Origin of the sequence: Alkalibacterium sp. MB6 (assembly GCF_009935905.1) — a bacterium.
GTDB lineage: Bacteria > Bacillota > Bacilli > Lactobacillales > Carnobacteriaceae_A > Alkalibacterium.
In genome coordinates this window covers 1-17,641 of record NZ_PREX01000023.1, presented here as the reverse complement: position 1 = coordinate 17,641, position 17,641 = coordinate 1, and the positions used below count along the sequence as shown (strand labels likewise).

The window sequence follows — 17,641 nt, the reverse complement described above, 5'->3', positions numbered from 1 at the left end:
AAAGGAGCCAATAATATAACACTAACTAAGATTAGCACAATATAGACTATGATTTTACCAATCAGTTGCTGCCTTTTTTGACTTTTAAAATGCTCTCTTTTAACCTTAGGCTGGGCTTTGTCTCCCGCCAATACGTCTGAAGTAGCGATATAAATTCCTCCTTTCCAAAAGAGTCGCTCCATTATTAGTCTTCATCATTAGTAATGCACCCATCTTGGAGCCAACTTCAAGTTAATAAAAGTCAAAACGAGGACGATAATGAACAAGATCATGGACATGGCCATGGCGTATCCCATATTACGGGCAACGAAAGCCTGGTTCCACATGTGTAAATTGTAAAACAGCAAGGAGTTTGCCGGTCCGCCGGTTCCACCTTCTGTCATAACGTAAGCTTCTTGGAATATTTGAAATGCGCCAATGGTTGAGGTTACCACATCATAAAAGATGATAGGGGTAATCATAGGCAAGGTAATATTCAAAAATTTCTTAAAGGATCCTGCTCCGTCCACCTCAGCTGATTCGTATAGCTGACGCGGTACATTTTGCAAAGTGGCTAGATATAAGAGCATGGCTCCACCGACACTCCACATCCTCATAAGAATCAGTGCTGGTTTTGTCCACTGCGGATCAAACAACCAAGCAGGTCCGCTGATGCCAACCCATGATAAAATAGTGTTCACTAAACCTGACGAAGGGGATAATAATTGCATCCATAAAACATATACCGCAACCCCTGACAAAATCGATGGTAAGTAGAATATTGTTCTAAAGACTCGAATACCTCTAATTTGACGATTTAGTAAAACGGCTAAAAACACCCCTCCAGCGGTAGTCAAAGGAACGTTGAATAAGACATAATAAGCAGTGTTATAAAGCGATGTTGTGAATAGCTCATCTTGTGTAAACATTCGTCTAAAGTTGTTTAAACCGATAAAATCCATTCGGTTTGTAACGTTATAGTTAGTAAAACTTCCGACAAAAGAGAACAGCATTGGTAAAAACATGAAGCCTAAAAAACCAATAATAAAGGGCGATACAAAAAGCAAGCCCCATAAAGCCTCTTTCTTTTGGCGTTTTGACCATCTTCTTTTCTTGAGTGTTTTAAATTCACTCATTGCTTTTCTCCACTGAGACTGCTGGGTATTATCCATACTACACCTCCTCGTAAAACAAGGTCGAGGGGACGGAAAAGTCCCCTTTCCCTTTAATTAATACTATCAATTTATTGATACTGTTCAACCAAGTTCTCAACAGATTCTTGAGCATCATCCAATGCTTCTTGTGCTGTTTTTTGTCTAAGGAAGGCAGCATCGATTTGAGTATTTACCAATGAAATATAATCAGGTGCATTCAGTGGGACTGGAGTAATGACGGTCGACTCAAGGTTTTGGTGAGCCATCTCATAAACCATTTGCCCTTCTTCATCCAATTCTTCATGAGTCATTAAGTTTTCGTTAGCTTCCATATTTGCCATAATATCAAAACTGTTTAAGCCAAAGCGTTCCTGAACCTCTGGTGACGTCAAGTATTTGATAAATTCATAAGACTCTTCTGGGTGAGCGGTGTTTTCAGGAATTTCTAACACAAACCCACCTCCCCAAGACCAGTTGCCATTGCCTTCTTCAAATTCTGGAAGAGGCGCAATACCAAAGTTAAAGTCTTCAGGTGCATTCTCTTTTAAGTTTGTATAGTAGTTAATGTTTTGACCTCTCATAGCTACTAAACCAGAAATGAATGGGTCAGCTACCCCTTGACCAAACTCTGCTTCATATTGATTAATGGTATCTGTGCCATAATAATCTTGCCATTCAAGCAACCATTCCAAAGCCTCAACTTTTTCAGGTGTATTAATGGCTACGTTACCCTCTTCATCGAACCAAGATACCCCACCATCAGCATTTAAAGCCCAAACGTCGGCTCCTATGTTCCATCTTGGGTAAAAGCCAATCGTTTCCCAATTTCCTTCAGAACCTTCATCTAATGTTCGAGCGGTTTCTTCTATATCATCCCAAGTAGCCAAAGCTGTTTCAGGATCTAGACCTGCTTCTTCCAAGGCATCGACATTATAAAAGATCACTTGAGTATCTGTATTAAATGGAATGGCATAGGCTTCGTCTTCATAAACAACGGTGTCCCATAATTGCGGGTAAAAATCGCCTGAGATATCATCTTCATCTATAAATGATTGTAAATTAGTCGCTTCTTGTCCTTCCGCTCTTTGTCGGACACTATTAATATCTTGAACAATAACATCTGGAGCATTTCCACCTGCGATAGCAGCTAATGCTTTTGTCCAAATATCTCCCCAAGGTTGATAAACGTATTCGACCGTAATCGTATCATGAGACTCATTGAAGTCTTCTACAATCGCTTCAATGGCATCTCGTCTAGGACCAGATCCCCAAAATGACCAGAATTCCAAAGAAACTTCTTCACCAGATTCGTTGTTAGTATCTCCATCGGTTGCTGGCGAATCCCCACCACCTTCATTGGCCGTGCCGCCATCTCCACAGGCTGCTAATAGTAAAGGAGCCGCTGTTAAAACGAGACCGTAACGCATCTTTTTTCCCCAACTTATCTTATTCATTTCTTTTCATCCTCTATTCCTATAGGTTTATTTTTGAAAAAACGAGGGTGGTATGTAGAGTTGTTTTTTCACTTTAAATCATATCTAATTAAATCACTTCTCGCAAATAAAAGGACTTAAGCACTGCTAAAATATTAGAAGTAATTAGAGAAGCACTTCCTTTAAAATCAACATTCCTTCATTTTGGATAGCCATAATTATGATTATGTTAACATTGCATTTTTAGTCAAAAATCAAAAAGAACGAGAGAAGAAGTCCTTCTCTCGCTCTTTTATCTCTCATTATCCTTTTCCAACAAGTTAAAATATTTTCAATATAGTTCAATTTCTATGCTCTTTTATTAACAAATAGGTTTTCGATGACCTCTTCCAATAATCCTCCGACTACGAAGATTAACCACGTCCATCCCCATCCATTAAACACGTAGCTTAGAATAAAGTAGGCGATAACGATTATTGGCCAGTATATCTGCTCAATAATATGTTGGGCTCTCTCTTTACGTTTATGAATCATTAAGTCTTCATGGATCGTTTCCATCGGTTTGCCATTACTTAACAAGACAGTGAAGGCATTCCAGTAATTACCGCTATAAACAAAGAATAAAACACCGAGGCCGGCCATAATGGCCATCATCCCTACCCCTGCTAATACAGAAAAGCGAGGGCTTTGAAGAATGATACTTAAAAATAATGGACTGAATGACAAGATACACAAGGTGACGCCCGCTACTATACTAAAGGAATACGACCGCTTATACAGCTGTCTATTTTCTTCGAGCCAGTTTTTGTCCTCATCTCTTAAAACAAATGGCTTGTGATAATGAGTGGTATCGCTTAATCGCATACCCTCAACAATAAATAAACCGACTCCTAAAGCGATTAATACAATGGCAAACAATAGACCCGCATATAAAGGTATTCCTCTTAAATTAAATTGGCCCCGCAAAAGGAGTAAACTGCCTAGTCCTGTTAAACAAGATAAAATTCCAAGGCCTATATTCATCCCTGCTTTTCCTTTTATCATGAGATAGTTGGACAAATCTTCTTGTTCCATAACTTGAAAGCTTGGTAAGTCATCCCCACTAGAAGAATGCCCTATCCCCATTTCCTCCAACAGTTCATCCACATTTCCAAATTCAGCAATGACGACGCCGATTGCTTCATGTTCTGAAGCCCCTTCTTCTTTTAATGCCAAGTATTTATCTTCCATATTGGCGAGCATATCTGTTTTTAACTGCAAGGTCTCTTTGGTAAGCGGAACTGTCTTAAAGATTTGCTCGATGTAGTCTCTTATAGTATTCACCTTTTTTCCCTCCAACTAATTGATCAACCACAATTTTTGTGATTTCCCATTCCTTTTGTTTTTCTTTTAAATAATGAATGCCGTCTTTAGTAATTCGGTAATAGGTTCGTTTTCGTCCTTGCGTCTCATCCCCCGGATAAGCTTCTATGAAGCCGTTTTTCTTCAGCCGTGTAAAAGCTGAATACAGTGTCGTTTCTTTGATTGAATACTTGCCATCCGTTCGGTCCTTAATTTCTTTTGACAAGGCATACCCATATGAATCTCCTTCGCTCAGTAAGGACAGTAAAAACGTGTCATTATACCCTCTAATTGTATCTGAACTAATCACATGTCCCCACCTGCTTTCCTTTCTATCTTTACTACGTCTGTCGTTGTACTTAGTATAGCATATCTTTTAAAATTTACTACGCCAGATGCAGTAAAATAGAAAAAATCAGACCAAAGACTGATAGGTCTTCGATCTGACTTTAATTAATCTGTATCTCTCTTCTTAAAGCCAACAATCCCTAGAACAGAAAGCAAGGCAGCAATAGCTGTTAAGACTAGAAAAGCTTCCCAACTAAAAGCATCCATCGGTATATCTGGTACGGCTTCATAAGGAGACATGAGTCTAAACCATTCAGGTAGTTTAAATAGTTCCGCAAAATATAAAATGAAAAACGAGAAGGTCAAATACAGCCATATCATAGGTGTTGCTTTTGGTATCCAACCGATTAGACATGCAGCTAGTCCAGTCAATACCCATATGGCTGGCAAGTAACTGATGCCTGCTAAGATTGGATCGATAAAGGAAATATCAAAGCCCATCGCTACAGCTGCGCCAGAAAAAGCGGTCATTTGGATGAGTTGCATCCATACACTAGTCAACACACTGAGGAATAAAAATGACCCCATAATCTTTGTTCGACTGCGTGTCCCTGATAATTGATGCGCCAAACGCCCTTTCTTTTCTTCTCCTCTTAGTTTAATTAACGCCTGAATACTTGGAATCGTAGCTGCTAGTGATAAAACCCCAATGATCGTCACCATAAACTGTTCTGTCATATTAGTGGTTTCATCACCTCCTAGAACTTGCTGAACGATCTCGTTGCCTTGAATAATCTCTTCTACATCCCCAATAACCGAACCATAAGTTACACCTAAAACGGCAAGAGCAACGGTCCAGACAATAAAAGGAGTTCTGATTAAACGGAAAGCAAAGCCAACCGGTGTTTTTATAAAGGCAGACGCACCACTTTTTCCAGCACGGTCAGGTAACAGACCGGAACCTAAATCCCTTTTTTGTTTAAGGTATAAAGCGAATAAAATCAATAAGACGCTAACCCCTAAGCCGACTAAAACTGGCCACCAGTGATTATTAACAAAGGGTTCTGTTCCATATAATAAGCCTAAAGGAGATACCCAGCTCAATAACTCAATGCCACCATCTCCTATGATTCTTAAAATAAAAGCGAATCCTAGTAAAGCGAAGGATAGTGTCAATGTGCCTCTTGCACTGGAAGATAACTGAGCCATTACTAAGGTTAACGATCCGAATAACAAGCCAGCTAACCCGTATATGAGGCCAGTCAATACTGCACCTTCAAGTGTGATGCTAGCGTCTCCAAATATGAGTAATACGACAGCTGAACCAATGGCTGAAGCACCGTTTACCAATAGGAGCAATAGAATGGTTGACGTTGTATGAGCCAGCCTCCCAGTAGGAAGAGCTTGCAACATTTCGACCACGCCATCCTCTTCTTCTGCCCGCGTATGCCTTACAACCAATAGAATCGATTGTATAGAAAAAAGAATGAGAGTCATAATTGTCATCATATGAGAATACATGGCTCCAATAGTATAATTGTCACTGCCAATCATGCGACCAAATATAGCTTCCATGGCTGGATTTGCCATTGCCATCGCCATCGCTTGTCTTTCCATCGGGTCATAATAAATCTCAACGAAAGCGAATATCCCAATGAATACAAAAAGTAAACAGCCCAACCACCAGAGAAACAGTTTCAACCATTCTTTTTTTAGTGAAAAACCAAACAGTCGGTTCGTTTGTTTAAATGCGTGGGTAGCCATTAAGAGTCACCTACAGTCTCGTAATGACGCATGAATAAATCTTCTAACTTAGGCGGCGCACTCTCCAGTTTAACGACTGAATAAGGCGTGATGAAATGTAAAAAGTCATTCATGTAGTCACTGTCTAACTGGAAGGTATAGGTTCCCGACTTTTCTTTGACACGATGAGCCCAAGCTTGGTCTTTAAGAGTAGGCACAGCCTCTTTCGTTTTGACCGTCATCAACGTACGAGTCAAGTGTCTTAAATCATCCAAGTTACCTTCTTCAACTATTTCACCTTGCCTGATAATTGCGACTCTATCACAGATTTGTTCAACTTCTGATAATATATGACTGGATAAAAGGACACTAGCACCTCTAGCTTTCACTTCTTTTACGTAGTCCTGAAACACTCTTTCTTGTAAAGGATCCAAACCGGAAGTTGGCTCATCGAATATATAGACGTCTGCATCCGCTGCAAAAGCGGCTATCAACGCTACTTTTTGACGGTTTCCTTTTGAATACGCCTGGCATTTTTTAGTTGGATCGAACTCAAAGCGTTTAATTAATTCTGCTTTTCTTTCTTGATCGACTTTTTTCCCTCTCATACTCAAAAATAAATCGATGACTTCACCGCCCGTCAATTGCGGCCACAAGTTCACATCGCCAGGAACATAGGCCACCCTTTCGTGAATCGATACAGCTTCTTTCCAGACGTCTTGACCAAAAATAGTAGCCGTTCCCCCATCTGCTTGAATCAAACCTAATAAAATGCGTATGGTCGTCGATTTACCCGCTCCATTTGGACCAATAAATCCAACGACTTCTCCTTTATTGATCTTAAACGTGACCTCTTTTAAAGCCTGTGTTTTCCCGAACGTTTTTCCTAACTGATTCATTTCTATAACTGTTTCCACTTGTTTGCCTCCTCTACTCATTGTAATAAATTGTCTTCAGTGTTTCTAAATAGCCATAAAACTCTTCATAATAGGGTCTCAAATCTTGGTTTTCCATTGTCTCAAACTGCAGCTGTTTCATGCGTGCTTCCAATTCTTGTCTATACCCTTCGACGGTCCACCGTATCAAGTTAAAGGCAGTTTCTTTTGGAATATCTTCTCTGAATTTTGAAAAATCAATGTTTTGAGTGAGTACTCCTGCCCACTTTGCTTCAGCTTCTTTCCTTTTCACACTCAGCTCGTCAGATAAATCCGTTTCCTCTGCATGCATCATTGCAAAAGCCAAGAACTTGAGCGCATAGGGATACCGCTCGTACACTTCCCACTTGAGTTCGGTGGTTTGCTTGATGCGTTCGAAAAAATCTTTGGTTTCAAAATTGATTTTATTCAAGTATTCTTCTTGAGCAATGGTGAACGCTTTCTCGATAAGATAATGAAAAAGAGACTGCTTTGTGTTGAAGTAATAGAAAAGAGTCCCTTTTCCAATACCCGCTTCTTTTGCGATGTGATTCGTAGAAGCTTGTTCGTAGCCCTTTTCGCAAAATTCTACAAATGCTGTATTGACAATCCTCTCTTGCTTTTCTAAAGGAATCCGTTCAAACGCTTCACTCATGTTTCTCCTCCTTTTTGCTGTTAAAAGCAAATTGACCACCCTGGTCGATAAGTTGAGTTTACCTCATCTGACCAGGGTGGTCAATATCCTATTCTATTTAAATACTTCTTTTTTCGGTGACTCTTTCCATGAGGTTCATGCCTATGCCCATAAACAAAACACCCATCAATAATAATGCGCCAATCGGTTCTCCTAACTGAGTTAAGGACCTTTCTTGAATGACTGCGCCCATCATGCCTTGAATGCCGTATTTAATAGGCATTAAGTCTGATAAGAATAAGAGGATGGGGTTACTGACAATCTCCAGTGGCCAAAACGCACCACCCAACATGGCTTGTGCTGTTGCGACAATGGGTATGAGAACTTGTAACTGTTGCGTTGTTTGAACAATACCCATCAACAGCATGCCTAATGCAACAATGGCAAAAGTAAAACAACTGACGACGACTAGGATAGATAACCAATTGTGACCCAAATCAATCCCCGTTAGATAGCTCAAAATGAGAAATGAAAGTGCAATTTGAAATAGACCAGCTAGAAAATAATGGAGCAATTGTCCGGTATAGATTTTCGTTTTACTGACTGGCGAGAAAATCAATCGATTCCAGGTTCCCATTATTTTCTCTTCTAATATATTTTCCATCAGGTAGAAAATGGAATAAATAACAAAATACAAGGTCATGCCGACTAATACTGCTACTCTATAGGCTTGATTAGTGGATGCGGTCTCCGTGCGAGCGCTCGTGTTTAATTCAATGATTGGCAGCCATTCGAAGGACTGAATCATACCACTCTCTTTCACTGCCTGTATTCTCATTTCCGTTGCATACACGTCCTCCACATATTGAACCAAAGTGGATAATTCAGCATCTTCACGACCAGAAATGAATCGGTAACTGTCTTCCTTTAATTCTAAAGCAAAAGGGATTTCGTTCATTCTCAACTGATCGATCACTTGCTCCCCTTCAGCTTCTACGAACAAGAAAGTCTCATCCTCATTCAAGGTGTCGAGCCACTCATTGACTTCTTCCGTCGGTAACTCATCACTAAAAGTAGAAACAGTGATTTGACTAGCCCCTTGGGAGCCACCCATGAAGTAAACAAAAAGAATGGTCAAACCTAGGAATGTCATGACCAGAGTTGGTTGCCTGAACAACCGTAACCACTGATGTTTAAATATCGTCCACATCTAAGTCAACCTCCTTTTTGGAAACAGGGCAATGCTAATGATGACAAATACAGTAGACATAACGGCTAAACGAATAAGTAAGGGCAAGACCTCTGGGATGGAAAATCCTTGCATTAATTGTAAATAGGTCGTCATAGCCGCCCCATTAGGTGTCCAGTTTCCTACTGATCTGAGTACTTCTGAGAACTGCTCGACTGGCGTAAAGCTTCCTCCTAAAAAGGCAAAGACCGTCACCAACAACCCGCTGAATATGCCAGAAGCCGCATCGTTATTTGCATAGAGACCAATGGACGTTAACAAACTGGCAACTGATCCAACAGCGATTGAAAACACTGCAGAAACCAAAGCGATAGCCATCCACAAAGACAAATCAAATTGGCTAAAGGTTCCAAAAATTAAGGTGCTGGAACCGAATAGAATGACTAATTGAATAAAAGTAATGAAGGTACTCGACACCATTTTGCTCATTAAATAACTGTACGGTTCAGTTCCAGATAGCATCATTCGCCCAAAAATATGTTGTCGCTTTTCTTTGTAAGCGAGACTCGATATGGTGGGGGCAACATATAAAGCAAACATCACAGCCATACCGATTGTATAATATTGAAAGGAGCTTACAGGGTCATTAGTGGTCAAGGTATCTAAACTCCCATAAGTCGTCGCCTCCACCTCTGGCAAGGCTTGACCTTGCGCTGCTATGGCAATAGACGCTTCTAAATTGTATCGATTAACGAAAGTAGATAAGACGCTTCGAATAATATCAGATGGGATGCTTTCGTAGTCATTTACAATAAGCTCTAATGACGATGAGTCAACAGTATGATCGTCAGGAGTCACCGTATTTGTCCAAATGGTTGACGAAAACCCTTCTGGTATCACAATAACGCCTCGAACGTCTCCTTCGTCTAAATCAGCCATGGCTTGTTCTCTTGAATCATAAGTTTCAATCGTCATCCACTCAGCTATGTCGTCGCTTAAAAGGATGGATTGAAGACTGTTACTAGGCTCAGTCATTTCGGTTATCATGAGCCTTTCATTAAGCTGTTCTTCTGGCAGCCCTAGATCTCTAAGGCTTTGTTCGAACGTGTCTCTTTCTTCTGAAAAATTTTGCTCAACAACCATTGCGACAGGAAAGGCATTAATCGAAAACCCTCTCATTGTCAAGTTCCCTAAAGCTAATCCAAGAATCGAGATGAGTATGAAGGGCATTAACAATAAAGAAATTAATTCTGAACGATCTCTCCTCATTAGAGAGAAATCTTTTTTTACAAGATGAAACATGACCCCTCTCCTCCTTAGTCTCTTAATTTTCGTCCGGTTAGATGCAAAAAGACATCCTCTAATGTCGGCGTTTGAATATACACACCGGTAATTTTTGTTCGAACGTCTTTAGCCATGTCAAAGACATCACTCAACAAGTTGTCTCCTTTGGCAGCAATCACTTTATAGCCTGTCTCTGATTCAGCCACTCGTTGTACAGATGGGTGGTTATTCAGTTTGTTTTCCAGTTCAGATGAAGCAGTCAGTACATCTATATAAATCGTCTCTTCATTAGCTAAAATAGCTTTCAATTCCGCTGTCGTCCCTGAAGCAATGATTTCGCCATGGTCCATGATATAAACTCGGTCACATAACTTTTCAACTTCTTCCATGTAATGACTCGTATATAAGATTGTTATATTCTTTTTTCGGTTCAACTCCCGAATCATATCTAAGATATAATTTCGTGACTGAGGGTCGATTCCCACTGTCGGTTCATCCATAATCAAAATCTGCGGTTCGTGAAGAAGAGTGACACCGATATTGATGCGTCGTTTCATTCCGCCAGAATACGTTTCGATACTGTCTTTTTTCCGATCGGTCAAGCCAATTAGATCTAGAACTTCTTCTATTCTTTTTTCCAGCTTCTTCCCTCTTAACCCGTATAATTTTCCGAAAAACTTCATGTTTTCATAGGCACTCAATTCGGTATACAGAGCAATTTCTTGAGGAACTACACCAATGATATCTCTTAATACCCCTGGGTGTTTTAACACGTCTTTTCCGTTATACCTGACTTCGCCCGAAGTTGGTGGCAAAAGGGTGGACATCATTGATATGGTCGTCGACTTCCCTGCACCATTAGGACCTAATAATCCAACTGATTCCCCTTCTTCTAAATACAGACTCACACCTTGGACAGCTACGGATGATTTAAATGTTTTACGCAATTGCTTTGTTTCTAACATGTTTAGCCACTCCTCTCTCTTTGTATTCTTCGTATTTCTTGTAACATTAGTCTACAAAAAAAGAGACAGCACAGACACTGTCTCCGGTCACCAAGTCTTATGACTTTAGTCACTTATTTAACTTCTGTGGGTTAGAGCATAAATCGCAATTTGCGTTCGGTCTCTCAAATTTAATTTATCTAATATTGTGGTGATATGGTTCTTAACTGTCCCAACTGATAAAAAGAGTTCAGCTGCGATTTCTTGATTCGACTTGCCTTCACTTATTTTTTTCATAATGCTCAGTTCTCGTTCAGTTAAGGAGGGGTCAACCTTTGTGACTTCCTTCTTCTGTTGTTGAAGCAAGGTTGGCATGAGTTTGGCCGCAACTTGTCCTTCTATCATGAGACCTCCCTCTAAACAGAGGCGAATCGTTCGGATTAATTCATCCGCATCGCCATCTTTAAGTAAGTAGCCGTTCACTTGGTTTTTCATTGCCTCCAGTGCATACTCTTCATCATAAAACGTCGTGAGAATAAGTATTTTTATATCTGGCCAATTCTCTCGTATGAGACGACTGGCTTCTAAACCCGTCATCTCTGGCATGCGAATGTCTAATATAACCAAATCGAAGACTTGCTTAAAACAATAGTCAACTGCCTCTCTTCCGGTACTGGCTTCCGCTGTCACATTTAATTCACGGTCGGTCTCAATCATCATCTTCAAGCCTTTTCTTACCAACGCCTGATCTTCGGCTAATAAAATAGATACCATTTACGATTCTCCTTTTGTAAGTCCTTCACTGCTTTTAATAGGCATCGTGCCACTAACAGTCAGTTGGCCATTGTCTTGCGAAATAGACAGATAACCTCCTAATTCTTCCAGCCTCTGCCTCATACTCCCTAAACCAAAACCTTCTTTGATGCTTATTTTCTCATCTATGGCATGACTGACTTTGAATTGAATGACTTGTTTTCCTAAAATAGCGAATTCCACAGTTCCTTTTCTTGTTTTACCATGACGCATCATATTCGTTAACGATTCTTGAATCGAGCGGTAAAGAACAACTGACTGTTTATTGGATAGGCTCGTATTTAAGACGCCTGCTTGAATAACGAAACTTATTTCTAAATGGCTTTCTGTTTCTAATTTTCTAATTAATTGTATGATCGCTTGCAAGCCAGCCGTTTCATCCGACCTTAGAGCATAGACTGCTGTTCGCGTGTCTTTTAAACTTTGTTGAGCGAGCTCTTTTAGTTCTTTGAACGTCTCTTCTTCTTCAGTATGTTTCGCCTTTACTCTTGCTACTTCCAAATGCATCAACAAGGCTGTTAAGCGGTGGCCAACAGAATCGTGAATATCTCTTGCGATTTGTGTACGTTCTGCCTGTCTCGCCATCTGCTCACTACTTAAGAGCTGCCTTTTCGTTTGAGATAATTCGTCAGCCAGGTGTGTCGCTCGGTATTCATAGTGGCGACTGAGACTATCCGTAGTTAGGGTTGAATATAAGAGACTCATAAAAAAAACAAATAAAATAAGAGAGGCTAATACCGCAACCCATAATCCTTTAGTAATTAAAGAAATAAGTAAGAGAGCATACACATATGAACCATAGTAAAGAAGGTTTTTGATGCTTTTAGAATAACTATAATCAGTTATTAGTACGAGAAGAATCAGCCAAAGGAATAGTGAAGAGGTGGTTTCCCAAAAGGCGAAGACAGATAAAAAAGGTAAACTGATCAACACGGTATCTTCTGGCCATTCCTTTAACAAGGGTAAGCTAAAATACATGAGGAAAAAAAGAACACTCAAAACAAGGAGTGTATTGCTTACACCGACAGTTAATGCACCCATCATCCAACTTGCCAATAGTATTGAAACCTTCATCCAAAAAGTCATTGACCATTCACCTTCTTCATAATTAACTGGGCTTTGTATTGACTTAACTATACCATATCGATGCCTTTTTCTAATACTTGAAAAAAGATGTAAGTGATTAACAGCTAAGCACCCGAATGAGTTAGCATCATCCTATTACAACTATCTTGTATTTTATCTTGATTTTAATGTTCTAATAAGAGTAAAATAGAAAATGGCTCAAAAAACATTTCTGTTTCGATAGGTTTCAGTTGAACCTCAACCGATTATTCGTTATGATTTACAAGTGGAACATCCTTAAATTATTGTAAACAAAGAAACCAGCGGACTACCCAGTGAGAGGAGGAACCCCCTTGAGTTTCTATGAGAATATAAAGGATTTTATAAAGAAACATTCTGGAAAATCCAATCAACTCATTAATTTTAAATCTCTTAAAGATTTTACTCAACAACGTCCCTTAACTATAAAATATAAATTTAGAATACATGCTAGTGAGTTATCTTCTGATCAATCAACTATTAATGATATCGTTAATAAAATTATTAGAAACGACTCGTCTAAACGAGCCTTTGCAGGAAAAACCGATAGTGAAATTGGCCATATCAATGGGCCCATTTATCAGTTCGAAAGTTACCGTACCCAACAAGTCAATTTAGTTCCATCTGGTGATAAAGAATTAGATGTGTATGTGGAACAGATTCACTTAGGCAGCTTGCCAACAGAATTTTATGAAGATGCCATTTATCATTTGCAGTCGACCATATTTATGGCTTTTGCTTACGTAACAGGTGGTCCTTATAAATATTTCGATGAAGAAAAAGGCCGCTTGGTTGTTGATAAAGAGCCATTCGATTTAATCATCTATGTACAATTTAGCTAAATAAAAACCCGTCCCTTAATAAAAGGTGACGGATTTTTATGTTTATAGGACGGTTGCCCCTAATGTATTGGTAAAATGAGTTAATGACCAGTCATGACCTATTTGATTAAAGCTAGCTACTGCATCTTGGTGAATAACAATTTTGAAGCCTTTGTTATAGGCATCAACAGCTGTATGCAAAATACAAATATCCGTGCACACTCCAACCAAGTGCAATTCTTTAATATCTCGTTCTCTTAATTTGATTTCCAAATCGGTCCCTTGAAACGCACTGTATCTCGTTTTATCTGTATAATAGACTGTTTTTTCATCTTTGATTTTTTGATAATACTCTTCTAAATCACCGTAGAGGTGTCTACCTTTTGAACCTGCTTCATTGTGAGGTGGGAACAAGGTCGTTTCTGGATGATAGTCATCACCTGCTTCATGCTTATCAATGGCAAAAACGATATAATCCCCCGCTTCAAACATTTCTTTTGTTAGTTTCAAAACTGTATCATGTATCGCTTGACCCGGTTCTCCTGCAGTCAACGCCCCATCAGACGCCACGAAATCATTCGTATAGTCGATGTTGATTAATGCTTTTTTCATTTTATCCCCCTGCCCTTTATTTGAAAATAATAAACTTGCTTACTAAAAAATTTGTCGTCGCTACAAGAATTTCTACACAGACTTTCGCCCAATTCGAATTCATCCCAAACCACTAGACAAGTATAAAGAGGCCGCCCATATCAATCGAAGCCGATACTAAACGCGAACCGGCAAATAAACTGAACTCACGCCAAATAACCTTTTTATCTTGTGAAACGGATTTAAACACAAACTTTTTGTTAACATAAAAGGAAAACAGAATGGCTACAGAAATTGATAGCGCATTGGCCAATAGATAATGAAGGCCAACGATTTCATTTAATATAAAGTACAAGCCAACGTTAAGCGTTGCCGTTACAATACCAAAGAGAAAATAATCTATAAATTGTTGAAAACGATTATATAATTTTCTCACTATAGACAATCCTCTCTAATCTTTAGTTATAGTCTAATCTAAACGGTCGGCCATCATGTGCTGCATGAATTGCCACACACCGTTTGCTAAAAAGAGTTCCTCTCGTTCTTCAGAGGAAACCGTATAGCGAATGAGATGTTCTCTTCCCGTCACTATTTTATTAACGATATGTGGATCGGCCAAAATAACTCGTCCTAAAGCAACGGCATCACTGTGTTTCAGGGCTTCTTTTGCGTCTGCTCCATTTCTAACGTCACCTACTGAAATGAATGGAACTCTGCCGTTAATGTGTTCATTTAAATAAGCTATCATGGGTTTTTCTTGATAATCTGTTGATTGAGATACTTGATTGAATTTGCCTAAAGACACATGTAAATAATCAATCGGCATTTTGGCCAACTGATCCACGAGGTACAAGGTGTCATTAAATCGTATACCAGGCGTTTCATATTCTTCCGGCGAAAAGCGGTAACCTACAATAAACGGACTGGTGCTTTCACTTTCGACCGCATCAGTGACTTTTTTTACTAACTCTTTAATGAAGGTGAACCGTTTCTCAACACTTCCGCCCCACTTATCGTCACGTCGATTAGAATGGGGAGAGAAAAATTGTTGTATTAAATAGGTATTTGCTCCGTGAATTTCAACACCGTCAAAACCTGCTTTTATCGCACGAATTGTTGCTTCTTTGAAATCATCTAAGATGTCGTAAATCTCTTTTTCTTCTAATGCTCGTGGTTCTTCTGCAGTTGGCCTCTCCGCTTTAATCGCACTGGCTGAAACAGGTTGCTTGCCTCTTAGTATAGAAGAATTGGTCACGCGTCCACCATGGAAGATTTGAAGAATCGCTTTGGTTCCATTGGTTTTTATTGCTGAAGCGAGTTGAGCTAGACCTGGTATATGACTATCATCATAAACACCAAGTTCTCCCTCCCAGCCTTTTCCGCCTTCGGATACATTCGCAGCTGCAGTTATAATGGCCCCTGCTTCTTTTGAACGAATACGGTAATAATTTAACTCGTTTTCCGTGATGACTCCATCAAAAAAACTCATTTTATTAGTCATAGGCGCCATTAAAAACCGATTTTTGATCTCAACCCCATTTGGAAATGTTAAGGGTTGTGCATACACTTGATTCGTGTCGATCGTCATTCATGTCATCCTCTCTATATTTCTTTCATTTTAGCCTCTTATGTGACAAAAAACAATTTTAATGTTGCAAGGTCACTAAATCATCATAGTTTGGTTTGATTAAGAGGTTGTAATTCCAGTATGAATCGATTAGTTACGTATTGTGACTAGTTCAGTTTGATTTTCTATTTTAACTTCTCACCAAACGGGTTTTGATACAACTTCTATTTGATTTTCTGTTTTAACTTGCCACCAAACGGGGATTGATACAACTTCAATTTGATTTTCTATTTTAACTTGCCACCAAACGGGGATTGATACAACTTCAATTTGATTTTCTATTTTAACTTGTCACCAAACGAGATTTTCGATTAAAGTTCTCCATTTTATTTTAAAAAACATAAAAAAGCCAGATGGTGGGTATCCATCTGGCTAAGGTAAGGGAACACATTAGGAATGCGTTGCTGTTAGTTGAGGGTAAACCTGTTCAACTGTTCTTTCTGGGTCTATGACGATATATAATTTGTCTTCGTATAGGCTTGATGTTTGGTTTACGTTATCGTTACCGTCAGTATCCAATGCTTTATATGGGAAGTAAATACGGTCTTTTTCGACGTTCATTCGTTTGTCACCATTTACTCGGTCACGGTATAAAATATCCATCATTTCAATATCACGGAATTGAGTGACTCGGGCAAACATCCCCGCTTCTAAACCGCCTTTGTTAATGTCGTTTGAGTTAACATGATCCGCTTCACTAGATAGTTCGATTTTTAAAGATTCGCACGGATGGATTTCTTGGAAATCATCTCCTAAGCGTCCAAAGCTAGTAGTTACTTGTTTAATCCACAAATCCCCAATATGTTCGCGTTTAACTGTCCACGTTTCACCATTTCTAAAAACAAAGCGTAAGGCGCACATAACTTTTTTCATTTTAGTCTCTCCTATTGGTTGGTATGTGAATAGTTTAACAAATTAACAAGCAAAAGGGAATAGCTTTGACCAATTATTTTTGTCTTAATTGTGTCTGTTTGAACAATCAGTGACGGTAACAAAAAAGAACAACCCGGAGATCCTACCACTCTCTCCAGATTGTTCTTTCATTTATCTTCCGATATTCCATCCGCCATCCATGAGTACGGAAGATCCATGCATGTAATTGGACTCTTCAGATGCTAAAAAGACAGCTAATTTTGCAATCTCTTCTGGTTTGCCTGCTCTTTTTGCAGGAATATCTTTCAAGCGTTCTTCTTCAGACCCTTCAGTCATAGGTGTTTCTACATATCCCGGGGCCAACAAGTTCGCTTTGATACCTTTTTCTCCAAAGTCAAATGCCAATTGTTTCGTGAATCCTTCTAAGGCGTGTTTCGATGTGACATAAGCCGAGCCACCTGGTCCCGCAACAAAAGACCCTTGTGAGCCAACGTTTACAATGGTTCCTTTGCCTTTTTCTAAGAATGTAGGAAGAACCGCTTTAGTTGCCAAATAAGGACCTTTTAAATTGACTGCCATTAACTGATCGTACTCATCTTCTTCCAATTCCAGAGCGTTTTGGTACTCATCGTGAATGCCTGCACCATTGTAAAGTATATCAATGGTTCCATATGCATCGAGTGTCTTCTTCACTCCTTCTTTCACATCAGCTGCGTCCGAGACGTCCATTTTGACAAATAATGCTACATAACCTTGATTCTTTATACTGTGAACCTCCCATCACTACAGTGACGGGCTTCTTGGGTCGTAGTCACTTTTACTAGCTGACCAAATATACCAAGCTCAAAGGGGTGAACCCTCCCCGTTGTTTTTTACCTTACTAAATTGAGTAAGTTCTTACTGGCATTA

Annotated in this window: 18 protein-coding genes; 1 reads left to right on the top strand and 17 read right to left on the bottom strand. The window is 39.4% G+C overall.

Annotation, left to right across the window (positions count from 1 at the left end):
* Positions 1-197: 197 nt before the first annotated feature.
* The 12 genes from C3945_RS09180 to C3945_RS09125 form a co-directional block, all read right to left on the bottom strand.
* On the bottom strand, positions 198-1,115 hold the full coding sequence (locus C3945_RS09180; RefSeq protein WP_161879418.1) for a carbohydrate ABC transporter permease: 918 nt from the start codon (positions 1,113-1,115) through the stop codon (positions 198-200).
* 107 nt (positions 1,116-1,222) lie between these two features.
* A complete protein-coding gene (locus C3945_RS09175) occupies positions 1,223-2,587 on the bottom strand; it encodes an ABC transporter substrate-binding protein (protein WP_161879401.1) in 1,365 nt (454 codons plus the stop codon).
* A 327-nt stretch (positions 2,588-2,914) separates the two neighbouring features.
* Positions 2,915-3,889, bottom strand: a complete 975-nt coding sequence (locus tag C3945_RS09170) for a permease prefix domain 1-containing protein (RefSeq protein ID WP_161879400.1) — start codon at positions 3,887-3,889, stop codon at positions 2,915-2,917.
* Positions 3,852-4,217: a PadR family transcriptional regulator gene (locus tag C3945_RS09165; protein ID WP_161879399.1), complete on the bottom strand. Its 366-nt coding sequence runs from the start codon at positions 4,215-4,217 to the stop codon at positions 3,852-3,854. The genes C3945_RS09170 and C3945_RS09165 overlap by 38 nt, the downstream gene beginning before the upstream one ends.
* A gap of 143 nt (positions 4,218-4,360) precedes the next feature.
* The gene (locus tag C3945_RS09160) at positions 4,361-5,959 is read right to left on the bottom strand and encodes an ABC transporter permease (protein ID WP_161879398.1); all 1,599 of its coding nucleotides are present in this window, start codon (positions 5,957-5,959) and stop codon (positions 4,361-4,363) included.
* Complete coding sequence (locus C3945_RS09155; RefSeq protein ID WP_272928093.1) at positions 5,959-6,855, bottom strand: ABC transporter ATP-binding protein; 897 nt, start codon at positions 6,853-6,855, stop codon at positions 5,959-5,961. The genes C3945_RS09160 and C3945_RS09155 overlap by 1 nt, the downstream gene beginning before the upstream one ends.
* A gap of 13 nt (positions 6,856-6,868) precedes the next feature.
* A complete protein-coding gene (locus C3945_RS09150; RefSeq protein ID WP_161879396.1) occupies positions 6,869-7,507 on the bottom strand; it encodes a TetR/AcrR family transcriptional regulator in 639 nt (212 codons plus the stop codon).
* Positions 7,508-7,604: 97 nt separating this feature from the next.
* Positions 7,605-8,696 (bottom strand): ABC transporter permease, encoded by a 1,092-nt coding sequence (locus C3945_RS09145; protein WP_161879395.1) that lies wholly within the window; start codon positions 8,694-8,696, stop codon positions 7,605-7,607.
* Positions 8,697-9,977, bottom strand: coding sequence for an ABC transporter permease (locus C3945_RS09140; RefSeq protein WP_161879394.1), 1,281 nt, complete (start codon positions 9,975-9,977; stop codon positions 8,697-8,699). It abuts the gene before it with no gap.
* A gap of 14 nt (positions 9,978-9,991) precedes the next feature.
* Positions 9,992-10,924: an ABC transporter ATP-binding protein gene (locus C3945_RS09135; RefSeq protein WP_161879393.1), complete on the bottom strand. Its 933-nt coding sequence runs from the start codon at positions 10,922-10,924 to the stop codon at positions 9,992-9,994.
* Between the two features lie 117 nt (positions 10,925-11,041).
* Positions 11,042-11,677, bottom strand: a complete 636-nt coding sequence (locus C3945_RS09130) for a response regulator (protein ID WP_161879392.1) — start codon at positions 11,675-11,677, stop codon at positions 11,042-11,044.
* Positions 11,678-12,802: a sensor histidine kinase gene (locus C3945_RS09125; protein ID WP_161879391.1), complete on the bottom strand. Its 1,125-nt coding sequence runs from the start codon at positions 12,800-12,802 to the stop codon at positions 11,678-11,680.
* 332 nt (positions 12,803-13,134) lie between these two features.
* Between C3945_RS09125 and C3945_RS09120 the strand changes: the two genes are divergently transcribed.
* Positions 13,135-13,662, top strand: coding sequence for a hypothetical protein (locus tag C3945_RS09120; RefSeq protein ID WP_161879390.1), 528 nt, complete (start codon positions 13,135-13,137; stop codon positions 13,660-13,662).
* 42 nt (positions 13,663-13,704) lie between these two features.
* Here C3945_RS09120 and C3945_RS09115 read toward each other — a convergent pair whose 3' ends face one another.
* The 5 genes from C3945_RS09115 to C3945_RS09095 form a co-directional block, all read right to left on the bottom strand.
* Positions 13,705-14,253 (bottom strand): cysteine hydrolase family protein, encoded by a 549-nt coding sequence (locus C3945_RS09115; protein WP_161879389.1) that lies wholly within the window; start codon positions 14,251-14,253, stop codon positions 13,705-13,707.
* 112 nt (positions 14,254-14,365) lie between these two features.
* Complete coding sequence (locus C3945_RS09110; RefSeq protein WP_161879388.1) at positions 14,366-14,668, bottom strand: GtrA family protein; 303 nt, start codon at positions 14,666-14,668, stop codon at positions 14,366-14,368.
* Positions 14,669-14,701: 33 nt separating this feature from the next.
* Positions 14,702-15,820, bottom strand: a complete 1,119-nt coding sequence (locus tag C3945_RS09105; protein ID WP_161879387.1) for an NADH-dependent flavin oxidoreductase — start codon at positions 15,818-15,820, stop codon at positions 14,702-14,704.
* Positions 15,821-16,249: 429 nt separating this feature from the next.
* Entirely contained in the window at positions 16,250-16,732 is a 483-nt protein-coding gene (locus C3945_RS09100) for a hypothetical protein (protein WP_161879386.1), read from the bottom strand.
* Between the two features lie 171 nt (positions 16,733-16,903).
* The gene (locus C3945_RS09095; protein ID WP_272928094.1) at positions 16,904-17,497 is read right to left on the bottom strand and encodes an SDR family NAD(P)-dependent oxidoreductase; all 594 of its coding nucleotides are present in this window, start codon (positions 17,495-17,497) and stop codon (positions 16,904-16,906) included.
* Positions 17,498-17,641: the final 144 nt, after the last annotated feature.

Coding starts and splice junctions, on each gene's coding strand:
- C3945_RS09180 (WP_161879418.1), bottom strand. CDS start 1,115: ATGAGTGAATTTAAAACACTCAAGAAAAGAAGATGGTCAAAACGCCAA.
- C3945_RS09175 (WP_161879401.1), bottom strand. CDS start 2,587: ATGAATAAGATAAGTTGGGGAAAAAAGATGCGTTACGGTCTCGTTTTA.
- C3945_RS09160 (WP_161879398.1), bottom strand. CDS start 5,959: ATGGCTACCCACGCATTTAAACAAACGAACCGACTGTTTGGTTTTTCA.
- C3945_RS09150 (WP_161879396.1), bottom strand. CDS start 7,507: ATGAGTGAAGCGTTTGAACGGATTCCTTTAGAAAAGCAAGAGAGGATT.
- C3945_RS09145 (WP_161879395.1), bottom strand. CDS start 8,696: ATGTGGACGATATTTAAACATCAGTGGTTACGGTTGTTCAGGCAACCA.
- C3945_RS09140 (WP_161879394.1), bottom strand. CDS start 9,977: ATGTTTCATCTTGTAAAAAAAGATTTCTCTCTAATGAGGAGAGATCGT.
- C3945_RS09135 (WP_161879393.1), bottom strand. CDS start 10,924: ATGTTAGAAACAAAGCAATTGCGTAAAACATTTAAATCATCCGTAGCT.
- C3945_RS09130 (WP_161879392.1), bottom strand. CDS start 11,677: ATGGTATCTATTTTATTAGCCGAAGATCAGGCGTTGGTAAGAAAAGGC.
- C3945_RS09125 (WP_161879391.1), bottom strand. CDS start 12,802: ATGACTTTTTGGATGAAGGTTTCAATACTATTGGCAAGTTGGATGATG.
- C3945_RS09115 (WP_161879389.1), bottom strand. CDS start 14,253: ATGAAAAAAGCATTAATCAACATCGACTATACGAATGATTTCGTGGCG.
- C3945_RS09105 (WP_161879387.1), bottom strand. CDS start 15,820: ATGACGATCGACACGAATCAAGTGTATGCACAACCCTTAACATTTCCA.
- C3945_RS09100 (WP_161879386.1), bottom strand. CDS start 16,732: ATGAAAAAAGTTATGTGCGCCTTACGCTTTGTTTTTAGAAATGGTGAA.